The 16,664-nt window shown below is 56.7% G+C and carries 14 protein-coding genes; 10 read left to right on the top strand and 4 right to left on the bottom strand.

What is annotated here, in order from left to right; all coding sequences use genetic code 11:
* Nucleotides 1–26: 26 nt before the first annotated feature.
* On the bottom strand, nt 27–872 hold the full coding sequence (locus ACN1CO_RS12220) for a BtpA/SgcQ family protein (RefSeq protein ID WP_419139170.1): 846 nt from the start codon (nt 870–872) through the stop codon (nt 27–29).
* Between the two features lie 29 nt (nt 873–901).
* Here ACN1CO_RS12220 and ACN1CO_RS12215 point away from each other — a divergent pair, with 29 nt between their 5' ends.
* Entirely contained in the window at nt 902–1,783 is an 882-nt protein-coding gene (locus ACN1CO_RS12215) for a PfkB family carbohydrate kinase (RefSeq protein ID WP_419139169.1), read from the top strand.
* On the opposite strand, the gene ACN1CO_RS12210 is transcribed toward ACN1CO_RS12215, so the two are convergent.
* A complete protein-coding gene (locus tag ACN1CO_RS12210) occupies nt 1,776–2,726 on the bottom strand; it encodes a substrate-binding domain-containing protein (protein ID WP_419139168.1) in 951 nt (316 codons plus the stop codon). The two genes, ACN1CO_RS12215 and ACN1CO_RS12210, sit on opposite strands and share 8 nt — an antisense overlap.
* Nucleotides 2,727–3,050: 324 nt before the next feature.
* Here ACN1CO_RS12210 and ACN1CO_RS12205 point away from each other — a divergent pair, with 324 nt between their 5' ends.
* The 6 genes from ACN1CO_RS12205 (at nt 3,051) to ACN1CO_RS12180 (ending at nt 9,181) form a co-directional block, all read left to right on the top strand.
* Complete coding sequence (locus tag ACN1CO_RS12205) at nt 3,051–4,073, top strand: LacI family DNA-binding transcriptional regulator (RefSeq protein WP_419139167.1); 1,023 nt, start codon at nt 3,051–3,053, stop codon at nt 4,071–4,073.
* Nucleotides 4,074–4,450: 377 nt separating this feature from the next.
* Nucleotides 4,451–5,197: an ATP-binding cassette domain-containing protein gene (locus ACN1CO_RS12200; protein WP_283548041.1), complete on the top strand. Its 747-nt coding sequence runs from the start codon at nt 4,451–4,453 to the stop codon at nt 5,195–5,197.
* Nucleotides 5,198–5,219: 22 nt separating this feature from the next.
* Nucleotides 5,220–6,221 (top strand): ABC transporter permease, encoded by a 1,002-nt coding sequence (locus tag ACN1CO_RS12195; RefSeq protein ID WP_419139166.1) that lies wholly within the window; start codon nt 5,220–5,222, stop codon nt 6,219–6,221.
* A 3-nt stretch (nt 6,222–6,224) separates the two neighbouring features.
* Nucleotides 6,225–7,304 carry a phosphotriesterase family protein gene (locus tag ACN1CO_RS12190; protein WP_419139165.1) on the top strand — a complete coding sequence of 360 codons (1,080 nt, stop codon included), beginning with the start codon at nt 6,225–6,227 and terminating at the stop codon, nt 7,302–7,304.
* Nucleotides 7,305–7,316: 12 nt separating this feature from the next.
* Complete coding sequence (locus tag ACN1CO_RS12185) at nt 7,317–8,072, top strand: glutamine amidotransferase (protein WP_419139164.1); 756 nt, start codon at nt 7,317–7,319, stop codon at nt 8,070–8,072.
* Complete coding sequence (locus ACN1CO_RS12180) at nt 8,072–9,181, top strand: M20 family metallopeptidase (protein WP_419139507.1); 1,110 nt, start codon at nt 8,072–8,074, stop codon at nt 9,179–9,181. The genes ACN1CO_RS12185 and ACN1CO_RS12180 overlap by 1 nt, the downstream gene beginning before the upstream one ends.
* A gap of 96 nt (nt 9,182–9,277) precedes the next feature.
* Here the strand turns inward: ACN1CO_RS12180 and lptG are convergent, their stop codons facing one another.
* Together lptG and lptF are read right to left on the bottom strand one after the other, a co-directional pair.
* The gene (gene lptG, locus ACN1CO_RS12175; RefSeq protein ID WP_419139163.1) at nt 9,278–10,354 is read right to left on the bottom strand and encodes an LPS export ABC transporter permease LptG; all 1,077 of its coding nucleotides are present in this window, start codon (nt 10,352–10,354) and stop codon (nt 9,278–9,280) included.
* Nucleotides 10,354–11,454 carry an LPS export ABC transporter permease LptF gene (gene lptF, locus ACN1CO_RS12170; protein WP_283546394.1) on the bottom strand — a complete coding sequence of 367 codons (1,101 nt, stop codon included), beginning with the start codon at nt 11,452–11,454 and terminating at the stop codon, nt 10,354–10,356. Before lptF ends, lptG begins: the two co-directional genes overlap by 1 nt.
* 268 nt (nt 11,455–11,722) lie before the next feature.
* Here lptF and pepA point away from each other — a divergent pair, with 268 nt between their 5' ends.
* The 3 genes from pepA (at nt 11,723) to ACN1CO_RS12155 (ending at nt 16,619) form a co-directional block, all read left to right on the top strand.
* Nucleotides 11,723–13,234 carry a leucyl aminopeptidase gene (gene pepA / locus ACN1CO_RS12165; protein ID WP_010251654.1) on the top strand — a complete coding sequence of 504 codons (1,512 nt, stop codon included), beginning with the start codon at nt 11,723–11,725 and terminating at the stop codon, nt 13,232–13,234.
* 65 nt (nt 13,235–13,299) lie between these two features.
* Nucleotides 13,300–13,758, top strand: coding sequence for a DNA polymerase III subunit chi (locus tag ACN1CO_RS12160; RefSeq protein ID WP_283546395.1), 459 nt, complete (start codon nt 13,300–13,302; stop codon nt 13,756–13,758).
* A 5-nt stretch (nt 13,759–13,763) separates the two neighbouring features.
* Nucleotides 13,764–16,619 carry a valine--tRNA ligase gene (locus tag ACN1CO_RS12155; protein ID WP_419139162.1) on the top strand — a complete coding sequence of 952 codons (2,856 nt, stop codon included), beginning with the start codon at nt 13,764–13,766 and terminating at the stop codon, nt 16,617–16,619.
* Nucleotides 16,620–16,664: the final 45 nt, after the last annotated feature.

Here is a 16,664-nt window from a genome sequence, read left to right as displayed (position 1 = left end):
TGCCTGCGTCAGGGGTTAAACGACGGCTACGCCTGATCCAGCGCAGCCTGCGCCACCGCCATAAAATGTTTTACCCTGTCCCGATCCACATCGTTCCACCAGACGCCATCGACTTTGAGCGCGCTGGCCACAATGACGGCCTGGGTGCGCGCCAGAATCTGGCAGACATTAGCGGGCGTCACGCCCGAGCCCACCAGCAGCGGCAGGGTGGTGGCGGCGCGGATCTCGTCGATTTCCTCCAGCGTGGCGCTGTCACCGGTACGTTGTCCGGTGGCGATAACCGCATCCGCTTCGAAGAAATCGACATCGCGGGTCAGTTCCTGAATTGAGCGATCGGCCACTATCGCATGGCTGCCGTGTTTAACGTGGCTGTCGGCAAACACCCGGATATGTTCGGCGCGCAGCAGGCTACGATAGCGCAGCGCTTTCGCGGCAGCCCCTTCAATAAAGCCTTCGTTAGCGATATACGCATTGGCCCACTGATTGACGCGGATAAAATCCGCACCGCCCGCCAGCGCGGTGGCAAAAGCAGGTAAGGCTGCGTTCGCCAGCACGTTAATACCCAGTGGCACGCCGAAACGTTCCCGCACTTTTTCTGTAATCACGGCCATCAGTGCCGGCGTTTCCGGGCCAATATCCTCAGGTTTTGAAAAGGGAATATCGCCATGGTTTTCTACAATCAGGCCGTGAACGCCGCCAAGAATATAGTTTTCCGCATCACGTAAGGCACGATCAATTATCGCACTGACGGGTTTGCCGCGATATTTTGGCGAACCCGGAAAAGGGTCACAGTGAATAACGCCAATAACCGCTTTAGGGCGAGAAAATATCGCTTGTATTGCATCAATTTTTTCTGCTGATATAGCAACCATCGCTTCTTTATCCTGTTCAGGAAAACACTATGCGTGTTTATGTGGCTGGTAATATTACTGTCGATGAAACCTGGTCTGTTACAGATATTCCGGCTAAGGGCGCCTCTGTTCACGGTTATCAACGTTCGCGGGATATCGGCGGTAAAGGCGCGAATCAGGCGATACTTTTATCCCGTTGCGGCATTGAAACGTATTTAATTGCCGCGACCGGTAATGACAGCAATGGAAAATGGATCCGTCAGCAGCTCATGAACGAGCCTGTGACGTTATTGCCCACGCAGCCCATTACTGCGTTGAGCGATACCTCGCTTATTCTGCACAGCGCCGATGGCGATAACGCCATTATTACCAGTACAGCGGCGGCAGATGCGCTGGATATCAATACGCTTAAGCACCATCTTGCCAGCGCGCGTCCGGGCGATCTGCTGGTGCAGCAGGGCAATTTCTCGCCAGAGAAAACCCATGCGCTGTTTAGCCTGGCCAAATCCCATGGCCTGATAAACGTATTTAATCCCTCGCCCGTGCACGTCGGTTTTGCTTCCTGCTGGCCACTGGTGGATATCGCCGTGGTCAATCAGCACGAAGCGCAACAGCTGCAGCCGCGCGCAGTGAAAACGTTAGTGACCACACTCGGCAGCGCGGGTGCCTGGCTGACTCAGGGCGAGCAGCGAACGTTTCATCCGGCGCAACCCGCCAATGCCACAGATACCACCGGCGCAGGCGATACCTTTCTTGCCGTGATGCTGGCGTCCGCGATCCTGCGTGGAGGTGAAATCGATACATTAGCACTGACTCATGCCAGTCAGGCGGCTGCGTTGACCGTCAGCCGTCATGGGACACTTCAGGCCTTCCCCACCGCAGAAGAACTCGCCGCGCTGCTCCAGACAGGCGGCGAGTCAGCGATTACTTAAACATCGCCCGGTAGCTGTCCACGTTGGCTTCGGTGACCACCGTGGCCGGCACCAGAATGGTTTTTGACACAGTTTTGCCCGACGCCAGCGCGTTCAGGGCTTTTACCGCCTCTTCACCCATCTTTTTCGGATCCTGCTGCAGCACGGCCGTGACATAACCGCCATCAATGCCGCTAATGGCTTTTGACGTCAGATCCCAGCCAAAGACTTTGATGTCCTTCTGACGCCCCTGGTTTTCAACGGCAGCAATCGCACCCAGCAGTGCCGGTTCACCGGTCGCGTAGATAGCGGTTAAATCCGGGTTACCGGTAATCAGGTTTTCTGCCGCCGTCATCGCAGTATCCTGCACGTTCTGACCATCGACCACATCCGCTACGGTAATGCCCGGATTGCTCTTAATGGTTTCTTCAAATCCTTTCTGACGCTGGTTCTGCACAGCCGAGTTCAGCGCGCCCACAATGCCCAGTCGCGCTTTGCCGCCCATACTTTTCGCCACGTAGTCGACAAAATATTTACCAATGATTTTGCCGCCTTCCAGGTTATCCACGCCCACCTGCGCCGCCTGAGGACCCGCCGGTAATACCGCATCAATCGCAATCACCGGTATTTTAGCGGCGGCCGCTTCTTTTATGGCTGGCATAATGCCGTTGACGTCAATCGCATCCACCATAATGCCCTTCACGCCCTGTTGAATATAATTTTCGATCGCATCGTTTTGCGACACTGGATTATCGTTGGCGTTAAAGATCACTAATTTTTTACCGCTGGCGTTCGCTGCGTCCTGCGCGCCCTTGTTCATCTGATTAAAAAACAGGGCCTGCTGATTAATCTGAACCAGCGCATAAGTGGGAGCGGCCTGCGCCAGTGAAAATAAAGAACCCGCAGACAGTAAGCCGGTTGCCAGCGCAACAGCACGTAGTTTTCTGGTGTTAAATGCCATCATCTTAAAATTCCTCGTCGGGAATGAGCGATAACCAGTTGATCTCCGCATCGAAATGCAGAGGGAATTGTGTTGGCGGGCAAATATCGTCTGAATGGCTGCTTCAGCCAGGACCTGAATAATCGACTTTCTGCACACCGTCCATTATGGTGCACGTGTGAAAGGAATTAATCGGGTTTGGGAGTGACTCCCGGGTAATGCGGTAAACTGCCATTAACATTCGCTTCTGGCTAAATTTTGTCAAGCGATTATTTTATCGTCAGCGGTCAGGGAAAAAACTGTATTCGCTGCGCGCAACTGTGTAACTGATAGCCGATTCCGGGCAAGGTGGCTGGTGATATGAGTAAAAAACGGGTGCTGTTATCCGATGTCGCAGCGCTGGCCGGACTGTCAAAAGCGACCGTATCCCGCTATATGAATCAAAGCATTATGCTGCCGCAGGAGACGATTGACCGTATCGAAGCGGCGATTCGTCAGCTGGATTATCGCGGTAACAGCCTGGCACGTCGCCTGAGCAAGGGCGGTAGTGAAACCCTGGGGCTGGTGCTGCCCGATATTACCAATCCCTTCTTTGCCGAACTGGCAGATGCCGCCGAAGAAGCCGCCTCTGCCCATGGCTACAGCCTGGTGCTGTGTATTACCCGCAACCATCCCGACAAAGAGAGTCAGTTTATCCGCTGGCTGGATACCTGCCAGGTGGACGGCCTGCTGTTTACCACCAACCATCCTGATAACGGTCTGCTGCGCAAAGAAATTAACCGCCACCAGCGCATCGTGCTGCTGGATGAGGACATTCCTGGCAGCGAAGTACCCAAAGTGTTTGCCGACAACGTTCAGGGTGGCCGGATTGCTACCGAAAACCTGATCGCTGCGGGTCACCGGCATATCGCCTTTGTCGGCGGCCCGGATGAACTGATGAGTGTGCGCGAACGCTACCAGGGGTTTTGCACCGCAATGGAGCAGGCTGGCCTGCATGTCCCGCCCGAATGGGTGATGTACGGCGAATACCAGCGTGAGTTCGGTAAACAGGCGCTGGAACGGCTGTTTAGCCGCGCGGAACGCCCTACCGCCGTCTTTGCCGCCAGTGATTTTCTCGTGCTGGGATTGATGGACGGCCTGCGCGCGCGCGGACTTAAAGCGCCCGAAGCGCTGTCGCTGGTAGGCTTTGATGACGCGACTTATGCTGACTTTACCCAACCCCGTATTTCAACCATCCGCCAGCCCGCACGTGAACTGGGCCGCACGGCGGTCGGGATCATGTTGCGTATTCTGAATGATGATCTCCCCGTCCCCGCCGAAACCCGCCTGCCGGTAGAATGGGTGGCGCGCGATTCGATACGGATTTGTTAACAACGTCCCAGAATGGCGCAAAAGCGCACAGATTTGGCGCAAAAAATGAGCTTTATGATTTTGCCCGTTTATAGTAAGTAAACCGGTTTACCTGAAGTAAAACATGAAATGTTTTTTATTACAGTCAGTTAGACCCCGAGTGCAGCGCCTGATTACAGGCTGGCACGGAAGCTGCAAAGTCTTACCCGGCAAACAAATATCGTTGTAGCGTGTTGTTCTGTGTGTGGTGACAAAGGTTTTATCCTGCAGGTAAACCGGTTTACAAGGGCGTAAACCGTGCCGGATAACCCCTTTTTTACATGCAGAGTAACGGTCCCGTTAATGGTGATGGGAGTAATCACATGCAGCAAGTACAAACTGCCCGGACTCGGGTAGAGATGGTGAATATTACCAAGACCTATGGCGCGATACGGTCTCTGCAAGGGGTAAATCTGCAACTGGCTCCGGGAGAAGTGCTGGGCCTGGTGGGCGACAACGGCGCGGGAAAATCCACGCTGACCAAGGTGCTGTCAGGCGCGGTCGTACCGACCAGCGGCACGATTCGTATTGATGGCGAAGAGCAGCATTTCACTAACCCGGCGGATTCTCGCCGCTGCCATATCGAGATGGTTTATCAGGACCTGTCGCTGTGCGACACCGTTGATGTGGCAGGCAATCTGTTTATGGGACGTGAGCCAATGAAATCCATTCTCGGCATTCCGTTTCTGGATGAAGAGAAAATGCACGCTGACGCACGGGAAATGCTGAAGGGTCTGGGGATTTCTATTCCGGATACCCGACTGCTGGTGCGCAATTTATCCGGCGGGCAGCGCCAGGCGATTGCCATTGCGCGCGCTGCCGCCTTCGATCCCAAAGTGCTGATCATGGATGAACCCACCGCCGCGCTGGCCGTCGCCGAAGTGGAGGCGGTGCTGGAGCTGATCCGGCGAGTATCAGCACGTGGCGTGAGTGTCATCCTGATCACGCATCGCCTGCAGGATCTGTTCCTGGTCTGCGATCGCATCATGGTGATGTACGAAGGCACCAACGTGGCGGAGCGCCGGGTGGCCGAAACGGATCTGACCGAGATCGTCAATTTGATCGTGGGTGAGAAATTTGTCGCCCGCTCGGCCGCAGCGCACTGAGCGAGGTAACAGGATGACTATTATGAATCTGAGCAGTTCCCGTATGGCACAGCACTCGCTGCCGCGTCGTCTTCTGCACAACCACTCTGGCGTAGTCAGCATCGCGCTGTTTTTCGTCTTCTGCTGCGTGGTGTTTTCCCTGATCACCGGCAATTTTCTCAGCAGTGCGAACTGGCTGAATATCATTCGTCAGAGTGCGCCGCTGCTGATCGTCGCCACAGCGATGACGCTGGTGATCACCACGGGTGGGATTGATCTTTCCGTGGGATCGACACTGGCACTGGTTGGCGCCCTGTCCGCGATCGCCCTGAATAACTGGGGCCTGCCCTGGCCGGTGGTGTTGCTGGGCGGCCTGCTACTGGGTGCGCTGGTCGGCGCCATCAACGGCTTCTTTATTGCTTACGAAGGCATCCCGGCCTTTATCGTCACGCTGGCGACGCTGGCCGTGGTGCGCGGCGTGGCGCTGCTGATCACCCAGGGTTACTCCATTCCCATCCCTGCCGACAGCCTGTTCGCCCTGATGGGACGCGCCTGGGTGCTGGGTGTTCCGATGCCCGCGCTGATTGGCATCGTGGTGCTGGTAGTCGGCCATGTCGTGCTGAACCATATGCGATTTGGTCGCTATGTCACGGCAATTGGCGCGAATGCGGAAGGCGCACGCCGTAGCGGAATTAACACCAAAGCCGTGACCATGAAGGTCTATATCCTCAGCGGCATGGCGGCAGCGCTGGCGGGCATGATCATCACCGCCCGTCTCGGCAGCGGATCCTCTAATCAGGGCGAAGGCTTCGAGTTGCAGGTGATCGCTGCGGTGGTGCTGGGCAGTACCAGCCTGTTCGGCGGCTTCGGCACCGTTATTGGCACGCTGTTAGGCGCGCTATCGATTGCCATCATCCAGAACGGCCTGATTTTGTCGCATATCTCTCCGTTTTACACGCAGATCGCCACCGGTACGATTATTCTGCTGGCGATCTGGCTGAACACCCGCATTCTCAACCCGACGCGGTCGGCGGCGAAAGGATAGCGCATGAAACATTCCCTTTTTCGTCATCCTGATCCCCTGCCGCTGGGCATCAACAGCGGCTATGTGATGACCGTACTCGGCCCGCTACCTGTCAGTGAGATGGGGGTGACGCTGATGCACGAACATATTTTGCTGGATGCGTCCGGCAAATGGGTGCCGCCCTGCTGCTGTAGCGATCGTCATCTGGCGGAAATGCCGGTAAGCATCGAAAACCTGGGCGAGCTGTCGCTGAATCCGCTCATCAGCCGCGATAACTGTCAGCTGTTTGATGTGGATTTAGCAATTGAGGAGCTCATGAAGTTTCGGGCGCTGGGCGGCGATACCGTGGTGGACCCTACTAATATTGGCATTGGCCGCGATCCCAAAGCCCTGCAACGCATCGCGCGCCTGACCGGGCTGAATATCATTATGAGCACCGGGTTATATCTGGAACCCTCGCATCCGGATTGGGTGAAAACGATCAGCGTCGAAGCCCTGACTGACAAGCTGATTTACGACCTCGGCGGCAGGGAAGAAAAACCCGAGGTGCTGGCTGGCCTGATCGGCGAGATCGGCGTCTCCAGCCGCTTTACGCCCGACGAGGAGAAATCCCTGCGGGCGGCGGGCCGTGCCAGTGCCGCGACACGCGTGCCGATTGAAGTGCATCTGCCCGGCTGGGCGCGATTAGGGCATCAGGTGCTGGATATCCTTGAAGATGAAGGGGCTGATCTGCGCCATGTAGTGCTGTGCCACATGAACCCCAGCTTTGCTGACAAGCGTTACCAGCGCGAACTCGCGCGGCGCGGAGCCTTTCTGGAGTACGACATGATCGGCATGAGCTATTACTACGCCGATGAGTCCGCGCAGTCCCCCTCGGATGAAGAGAATGCCCGTGCCATTCGTGAGCTGATCGATGACGGCTTTATTGAACAGATTCTTTTGTCCCAGGACGTGTTCCTGAAAACCATGCTGACCCGCTACGGCGGTCACGGCTATGGCTACATCCTTAAACATTTTGTTCCGCGTCTGAAACGCCACGGCGTAAGCGGCGAACAACTTGAAACTTTACTGATTGCTAACCCACAGCGCGTTTTTGGTGGGTAAGGGAGAATCGTAATGCAGAAGAAAATTTTACTGGTCGGCGAGTCCTGGACCAGCACGTCCGTTCACGTCAAAGGCTTCGATCAGTTTGCCACCGCCACCTGGCATAATGGCGCAACCGACTTTATGGCGGCGCTGGCCGACAGTGATTATGCCATCACCTACATGCCCGCCCATGCTGCCGCCACCGAGTTTCCTTTAACACCGGACGGGCTTCAGCAGTGGGACGCGATCATTCTCTCCGACATCGGCGCCAATACGTTGCTGCTGCATCCGGATACCTGGCTGAAGAGCCAGCGCACGGCGAACCGCCTGACGCTGATTCACGACTATGTGGCCGCGGGCGGTGCGCTGATGATGGTGGGCGGCTACTTTAGTTTTCAGGGTATTAATGGCGGCGCGCGCTATCGCAACACGGCAGTTGAGAAAGTCTTGCCGGTGCGCTGCCTGGCCTGGGATGACCGTATCGAAACGCCCGAAGGCGCTTATCCCAGCGTGACGGAATCCCACGCGGTGTTCACCGATATGCCAGACGAATGGCCGTGGTTACTGGGTTATAACGAAGTTGAAATGCATCCTGAAGGCAAACTGCTGGCGACCATTGACGGTACGTCACATCCGCTGCTGGCGGTGCGCGAGTATCAGCAGGGCCGCTCACTGGTCTGGACCAGCGATATGTCAGCGCACTGGCTGCCGCAGGAATTTTCCCAATGGCAGGGTTATCGGCAGCTGTGGATCAACTGCCTGGACTGGTTAACGGTGCGCGCATGATGAGCCAGAGCCAGACGCTGGCGCAGCAGCTGCTGCGCTTTGACACCATTAACCCCCCGGGCAATGAAGCGGCCTGTATGCACTTTCTGGCGACCTGGCTGGTGGAGCAGGGCTTTGACGTCACCCTGTCCCCCTTCGGTGAAAATCGCCTGAACCTGATTGCCAGTCTGCCTGGCAGTCAGCCCGGACCGCAGCTGGCGTTCACCGGCCATCTGGATACCGTACCGCTCGGCAATGCTGACTGGCAGTACGATCCTTTTGGTGAAATCGTGGGTGACAGACTTTACGGGCGCGGGTCGAGTGACATGAAGGCTGCTGTCGCGGCTTTTGCTGTTGCCTGCGTGACGAATCAGCAGGCGATTCGGCAGGGTTCCGGCGTAGTGCTGTTGATCACCGGCGGGGAGGAGACGGGCTGTGACGGCGCACGGGCGCTGATTGATTCCGCTGACCTGCCCAGCGTTGGCGCATTGATTGTCGGCGAGCCCACCGCCAACTATCCGGTGATTGGCCACAAAGGCGCGCTATGGCTACGCTGTGAAACCCGCGGGAAGACAGCCCATGGCGCAATGCCGGAACTGGGCATTAATGCTATTTATCTGGCGGCGGAGGCGCTGGGCAGGATTCAGCACTTCTCACCTGGCGCACCCCATCCGCTGATGAAGCAGCCGACCATTAACGTCGGACGCATTGCAGGCGGCCTGAATATTAACTCTGTGCCCGATTACACGCAGTTTGACGTGGATATCCGTAGCGCACCCAACCTGCAACACACCACCATTCGTCAGCAACTGACAACCTTACTGGGAGAGAGCGTAACGGTGACGACGCTAGTGGATCTGCCGGCCGTGCTGAGCGAAGAGAATCAGGCCTGGATTCATTCTGTTTATCAGCATTGTCAGGCGTTACATGACGCCCCGCTGACCCCGCGCATTGTGCCCTATTTTACTGATGCGTCACTGTTGTTGCCCGCACTGGGTACGCCGCCCTGCATCATCCTCGGTCCCGGCGAGCCATCAATGGCACACCAGACCGATGAATACTGCCTGCTGAGCCGGTTAGCGGAAGCAGAGGTGTTATATGGTGCGTTGATTAACGACTGGATGAAGTAAAGAAGGGATGCATCAGACTGCCGGACGAATAAACCGGCGGATGGTGCCCGCCACGAAAAAGGCCGCCCTGAGAGGCGGCCATTTTTATGGTGACTGTCAGCGCCGCTTAATCAACATAAACATACTGATAGCGAAGAACGCGAAGCTCGGCAGAATTGCCCCCATAATCGGTGGCAGCCCGTAAACCAGACTCAGCGGACCGAAAATCTGGTCCAGCACGTAGAACAGGAAGCCAAAGCTGATACCGGTTACCACTCGCACACCCATCGACACGCTACGCAGCGGACCGAAGATAAACGACAGCGCCATCAGCATCATCACCGCGACGGACAGCGGCTGGAAAATCTTGCTCCACATATTCAGCTGATAACGCCCCGATTCCTGGCCGCTCTGCTTCAGATATTTGCTATAGCTATGCAGACCGCGAATTGATAACGCGTCCGGATCCAGCGCGACCACACCCAGCTTGTCTGGCGTCAGATTGGTTTTCCATTCGCCGCTCAGGCTCTGTGAACCGCTAATCTGCTTCGGATCGGTGAGGTTCGACTCATCGACCTGTGACAGTATCCAGCGCTTTTTATCCTTATCCCAGGTCGCCGTCGCCGCGTAACGCACGCTCTGCAGACGACGCTGATCGTTGAAGCTGTAGATGCTCACGCCATCAATTTCGTTGTCGCCTTTAATGCGCTCGATAAAGATAAAGCTATTGCCATCTTTCGCCCACAGACCGTTCTGCGTCGAGACCAGTGCGCCGCCGTAAAGCTGCTGCGCCCGGTAATTACGCGCCATCTGCTCGCCCGATGGCGCAACAAACTCACCAATCGCCATGGTCAGCAGCACTAGCGGAATCGCCGTTTTCATCACCGACAGCGCAACCTGCATGCGGGTAAAGCCCGCCGCCTGCATCACGACCAGCTCACTGCGCTGCGCCAGCGCGCCCAGTCCCAGCAACGCACCCAGCAGGGCCGCCATCGGGAAGAAAATCTCAATATCTTTGGGCACGCTGAGCAGGGTGTAATAACCGGCGCTCAGGGCGCTATAGCTGCCCTGGCCGGTTTTACGCAGCTGATCGACGAACTTGATGATGCCGGAAAGCGACACCAGCATGAACAGCGTCAGCATGATGGTATTGAAGATGGTTTTACCGATATAGCGGTCAAGTACGCGAAACATCAGACCGACCCTCCGCGGGTAAAGCGGGCGCGAATCCGACGCATCGGCACCGTATCCCACAGGTTAAGGAGCACCGCCAGCACCAGATAACTGATATTCACCACCCACATCCAGATAGCCGGATCGAGCCGCCCTTTTGCCCCGCTCGACTTCAGCGAGCTCTGCAACAGGAAGAAGATCAGATAGAGCAGCATGGCAGGCAGCATCGACAGCACGCGACCCTGACGCGGGTTCACCACGCTGAGCGGCACCACCATCAGTGCCATCACCAGCACCGCGAACACCAGCGTCAGACGCCAGTGCAGCTCGGCCTGGAAATCAGGCGTCTTATTCGCGAACAGGTCGCTCATGCTCGCCTGTTCGGCATCGTTCGGATCGAGCGTTGCCGCTTTATATCCCACGATGGCCTGATAGTTGGTGAAGTCGGTAATACGGAAATCACGCAGCAGCGCCGTGCCCTCAAAGCGGGTGCCTTTATCCAGCGTCACCACCTGCGAGCCATCTTTATGCTGCTCCATGTGACCGCTGTCAGCCAGCACCACCGAAGGGCGCGCGTTGCCTTTTGGCCGTAACTGCGCCAGGAACACGTTACCAAAGTTGTTGCCCTTCACATCCTCGACAAACAGCACGGCACTGCCGTCGCTGGAGGTCTGGAACTGTCCGGCGGCCATGGCTGCCGCACCCGGGTTCGCCTTGGCGTTCTGCGTCACTTCATCCTGATAACGGGATGACCACGGCCCCAGCCAGATGACGTTCACCGCCGCCACTATCGAGGTAAACAGCATCAGTACCATCGCCGCTTTCACCAGGACAGCCTTACTCAGGCCGCAGGCGTGCATCACGGTAATTTCACTTTCCGTGTAGAGACGCCCCAGCGTCATCAGGATCGCCAGAAACAGACTTAAGGGCAGTATAAGTTGTGCCATTTGAGGCACACCGAGTCCTAACAAGGTCAGAACGAGGTTTGTCGGCACTTCGCCATCCACCGCGGCACCCAGGATCCTGACTAACTTCTGACAAAAGAAGATGAGTAGCAGGATAAACAGGATAGCCAGCTGGCTTTTGAGCGTTTCCCGAACCAGATATCTAATGATGATCACGCTTAGTACGCCTGTGAAAACTTGTCTTTTTGCAGGAAAATCGCTAGTTTCAACGCTTATCAGCCATTTTTCTTCATCAATGGCCGTCGCCGTAGCTAAATTTGTATGAAAAACGCGTCCGGGTGGTGAAAAAACAACATCTTGTCACCCTGATTCATTATGACCTCCAGCGGCACAATGTCATGCTGCGACGATGAATAAATGGGTCATGAGCGCGCTTCATTCTAGCGGCAGCAGCGGCCGTTGTCTTTAAGATTCAGGAGAGTGCATGGAGTTCAGTGTAAAAAGCGGAAGCCCGGAAAAACAGCGCAGTGCCTGCATTGTCGTTGGCGTTTTCGAACCGCGTCGTCTGTCACCGATTGCCGAACAGCTGGATAAAATCAGCGACGGCTACATCAGCGCCCTGCTGCGCCGCGGCGAGCTGGAAGGAAAAGTGGGCCAGACACTGCTGCTGCATCATGTGCCAAATATCCTGTCCGAGCGTATTCTGCTGATTGGCTGCGGTAAAGAGCGTGAGCTGGATGAACGCCAGTACAAGCAGGTCATTCAGAAAACGATTAACACGCTGAACGACACCGGCTCCATGGAAGCGGTCTGCTTCCTGACCGAACTGCATGTCAAAGGCCGCAATACCTACTGGAAAGTGCGTCAGGCCGTGGAGACCTCAAAAGAGGCGCTCTACAACTTTGACCAGTTGAAAAGTAACAAAGCCGAGCCGCGTCGTCCGCTGCGCAAACTGGTGTTTAACGTGCCGACCCGCCGTGAACTGACCAGCGGCGAACGCGCAATCCAGCATGGCTTAGCCGTCGCTGCCGGCATGAAAGCGGCTAAAGATCTCGGCAACATGCCGCCGAATATCTGTAACGCCGCCTACCTGGCGTCACAGGCGCGCCAGCTGGCCGATGCCTTCAGCAAAAATGTGACGACCCGAGTGATCGGCGAACAGCAGATGAAAGAGCTGGGCATGAACGCCTATCTCGCCGTCGGTGCCGGTTCGCAGAACGAATCGCTGATGTCGGTGATTGAATACAAAGGCAATCCGGACGCAGAAGCGCGCCCGATTGTGCTGGTGGGTAAAGGGCTGACCTTTGACTCCGGCGGCATCTCCATCAAGCCTGCCGACAGCATGGACGAAATGAAGTATGACATGTGTGGCGCGGCCGCCGTTTATGGCGTGATGCGCATGGTGGCCGAGCTGAATCTGCCGCTGAACGTCGTGGGCGTGCTGGCAGGCTGTGAAAACATGCCGGATGGCCGCTCAATGCGTCCGGGCGACGTGCTGACCACCATGTCGGGCCAGACGGTTGAAGTCCTGAACACCGACGCCGAAGGCCGCCTGGTGCTGTGCGATGCGCTGACTTACGTCGAACGTTTCGACCCGGAAGTAGTAATTGATGTCGCGACGCTGACCGGTGCCTGCGTGATTGCGCTGGGTCATCACATCAGTGGCCTGCTGTCGAACCACAATCCGCTGGCACATGAGCTGATCAGCGCCTCGGAGCAGTCGGGCGATCGCGCCTGGCGTCTGCCGATGGCGGATGAGTTCCAGGAGCAGCTGGAGTCCAACTTTGCCGATATGGCGAATATTGGTGGCCGTCCTGGCGGCGCAATTACCGCCGCCTGCTTCCTGGCACGCTTTGCCCGCAAATATAACTGGGCACACCTGGATATCGCCGGTACCGCCTGGCGTTCCGGCAAGGCCAAAGGCGCCACCGGACGTCCGGTGCCGATGCTGTCGCAGTTTCTGTTGAATCGGGCAGGATTGAACGGCGACGACTAAGCGCCCTCTTTCCTGACAGCAAGGGCGGATCTGAATCCGCCCTTGATCTTCTGATGAGCTAACCGATGAAAAACGCAACCTTCTACGTGCTGGAAACCGATGCCCCGAGCGATGGCCTTAGCGCCGTTGAAGCGCTGGTGTGCAATCTGGCGGAAACACGCTGGCGGGCCGGAAAGCGGGTGTTGATCGCCTGCGAAGATGAACAGCAAGCCATTCGTCTCGACGAAGCGCTGTGGCAACGACCGGCAAACGCCTTCGTACCACACAACCTGGCGGGTGAAGGCCCGCGCTACGGTGCGCCGGTCGAGCTGGCCTGGCCACAGCGTCGCGGCAGTTCACAGCGCGACCTGCTGATTAGCCTGCTGCCCCACTTCGCAGATTTTGCTACTGCTTTCCATGAAGTGATAGACTTCGTTCCTTACGAAGACGCTCTCAAACAACTGGCGCGCGACCGCTACAAAGCGTATCGCAGCGTTGGATTCCAATTGAATACGGCAGCGCCACCACAGCCGGAAACGACATAGCAGAAATGGAAAAGACATATAACCCGCAAGATATCGAGCAGCCGCTTTACGAGCATTGGGAAAAGCAGGGCTACTTCAAACCGAATGGCGATACCAGCCAGGAAAGCTTTTGCATCATGATCCCGCCGCCGAACGTCACCGGTAGCTTGCACATGGGTCACGCCTTCCAGCAAACCATCATGGACACCATGATCCGTTACCAGCGCATGCAGGGGAAAAATACCCTGTGGCAGGCTGGTACTGACCACGCGGGCATCGCCACGCAGATGGTGGTTGAGCGCAAAATTGCGGCTGAAGAGGGCAAGACGCGCCAGGACTATGGCCGTGATGCGTTCATCGAAAAAATCTGGCAGTGGAAAGCCGAATCCGGCGGCACCATTACCCGCCAGATGCGCCGTCTGGGTAACTCCGTCGACTGGGAGCGCGAGCGCTTCACCATGGACGAGGGCCTTTCCAACGCCGTTAAAGAGGTGTTTGTTCGCCTCTACAAAGAGAACCTGATCTACCGTGGCAAGCGCCTGGTAAACTGGGATCCTAAGCTGCGCACGGCAATCTCCGATCTGGAAGTGGAAAACCGCGAGAGCAAAGGCTCAATGTGGCATATCCGCTATCCGCTGGCTGACGGCGCAAAAACGGCCGACGGGAAAGATTACCTGGTTGTCGCCACCACCCGTCCGGAAACCCTGCTGGGCGATACCGGCGTGGCGGTTAACCCGGAAGATCCGCGTTACAAAGATCTGATCGGCAAATTTGTGATGCTGCCGCTGGTTGGCCGTCTGATCCCTATCGTTGGCGATGAACACGCTGATATGGAAAAAGGCACCGGCTGCGTCAAGATCACCCCGGCTCATGACTTCAACGACTATGAAGTCGGTCGTCGTCATAAGCTGCCGATGATCAACATCCTGACCTTCGACGGTGATATCCGTGACCGCGCCCAGGTGTATGACACCAACGGCGAAGCCAGCGATGCCTGTTCCGATGAGATCCCGGCCGCTTTCCAGAACATGGAACGCTTTGCTGCGCGTAAAGCCATTGTTGCCGCTGTCGATGAACTGGGCCTGCTTGAAGAGATCAAACCTCACGACCTGACCGTTCCCTACGGCGACCGTGGCGGCGTGGTTATCGAGCCAATGCTGACCGACCAGTGGTATGTGCGTACCGCACCGCTGGCGAAAGTGGCGGTTGAAGCCGTTGAGAACGGCGACATCCAGTTCGTGCCGAAGCAGTATGAAAACATGTACTTTTCCTGGATGCGTGATATTCAGGACTGGTGTATTTCCCGTCAGCTCTGGTGGGGTCACCGCATCCCGGCGTGGTACGACAACAACGGTAACGTCTACGTTGGCCGCACCGAAGATGAAGTCCGCGCCGAGAACAACCTGGCCGCCGATGTGGCGCTGCGTCAGGATGATGACGTGCTGGATACCTGGTTCTCCTCCGGTCTGTGGACCTTCTCTACCCTGGGCTGGCCGGAAAACACCGAAGCGCTGCGTACCTTCCATCCGACCAGCGTGCTGGTCAGCGGCTTCGACATCATCTTCTTCTGGATTGCCCGCATGATCATGCTGACTATGCACTTCATCAAAGATGAAAACGGCAAACCGCAGGTGCCGTTTAAAACCGTCTACATGACCGGTCTGATCCGTGATGAAGAAGGTCAGAAGATGTCGAAATCCAAGGGTAACGTGATTGACCCGCTGGATATGGTCGACGGCATTTCGCTGGAAGCGCTGCTGGAAAAACGCACCGGCAACATGATGCAGCCACAGCTGGCTGAGAAGATCCGCAAACGTACCGAGAAGCAGTTCCCGGACGGCATCGAGCCATCAGGCACCGATGCGCTGCGTTTCACTCTGGCGGCGCTGGCCTCAACCGGTCGCGACATCAACTGGGATATGAAGCGCCTGGAAGGGTATCGCAACTTCTGTAACAAGCTGTGGAACGCCAGCCGCTTTGTGCTGATGAACACCGAAGACCAGGATTGCGGACAGAACGGCGGCGAAATGACGCTGTCGCTGGCGGATCGCTGGATTCTGACCGAGTTCAACCACACGGTGAAAGCGTATCGTGAAGCACTGGATAGCTATCGTTTCGATATCGCGGCTAACCTGCTGTATGACTTCACATGGAACCAGTTCTGCGACTGGTATCTGGAGCTGACTAAGCCGGTCATGAACAGCGGCAGTGAATCTGAACTGCGCGGCACCCGCCATACGCTGGTTCACGTGCTGGAAGCGCTGCTGCGTCTGGCGCACCCAATCATTCCGTTTATCACTCAAACCATCTGGCAGCGCGTGAAGGGACTGAAAAATATCAGCGACGACACCATCATGCTGCAGCCTTTCCCGCAGTATTATGCGGCGAAAGAAGATGCCGAAGCGAAAGCGGACATCGAATGGATGAAGCAGGCGATCGTCGCGGTACGTAATATCCGTGCCGAGATGAACATCGCGCTGAGCAAGCCACTGGATGTGCTGCTGCGTGACTGCTCGCCTGCGGCATTGCGTCGCGTTGAAGCTAACCGCAACTTCCTGTCGCGCCTGGCGCGTCTGGAAAGCCTGACCATTCTGCCTGCGGGTGAGAAAGGCCCGGTGTCGGTGACCAAACTGGTTGAAGGCGCAGAGCTGCTGATCCCGATGGCGGATCTGGTGGATAAAACCGCCGAGCTGGAGCGTCTGGCGAAAGAGCTGGTTAAGCTGGATGTTGAGATCGAGAAGATTGAGACCAAGCTGGCGAACGAAGGCTTTGTTTCGCGTGCGCCGGAAGCGGTCGTCGCGAAAGAGCGTGAACGCGTGGCAGACCTGCAACAATCAAAAGCAAAACTGATTGAACAGCAGGCGGTCATTGCGGCGCTCTGATTGATCTCTATTGCTCTGAAAAAACCCTGCGCTCTTGCGCGGGGT

Origin of the sequence: Pantoea sp. R13S299 (assembly GCF_048515925.1) — a bacterium.
GTDB lineage: Bacteria > Pseudomonadota > Gammaproteobacteria > Enterobacterales > Enterobacteriaceae > Pantoea.
This window is presented reverse-complemented; position numbering and strand designations above follow the sequence as displayed.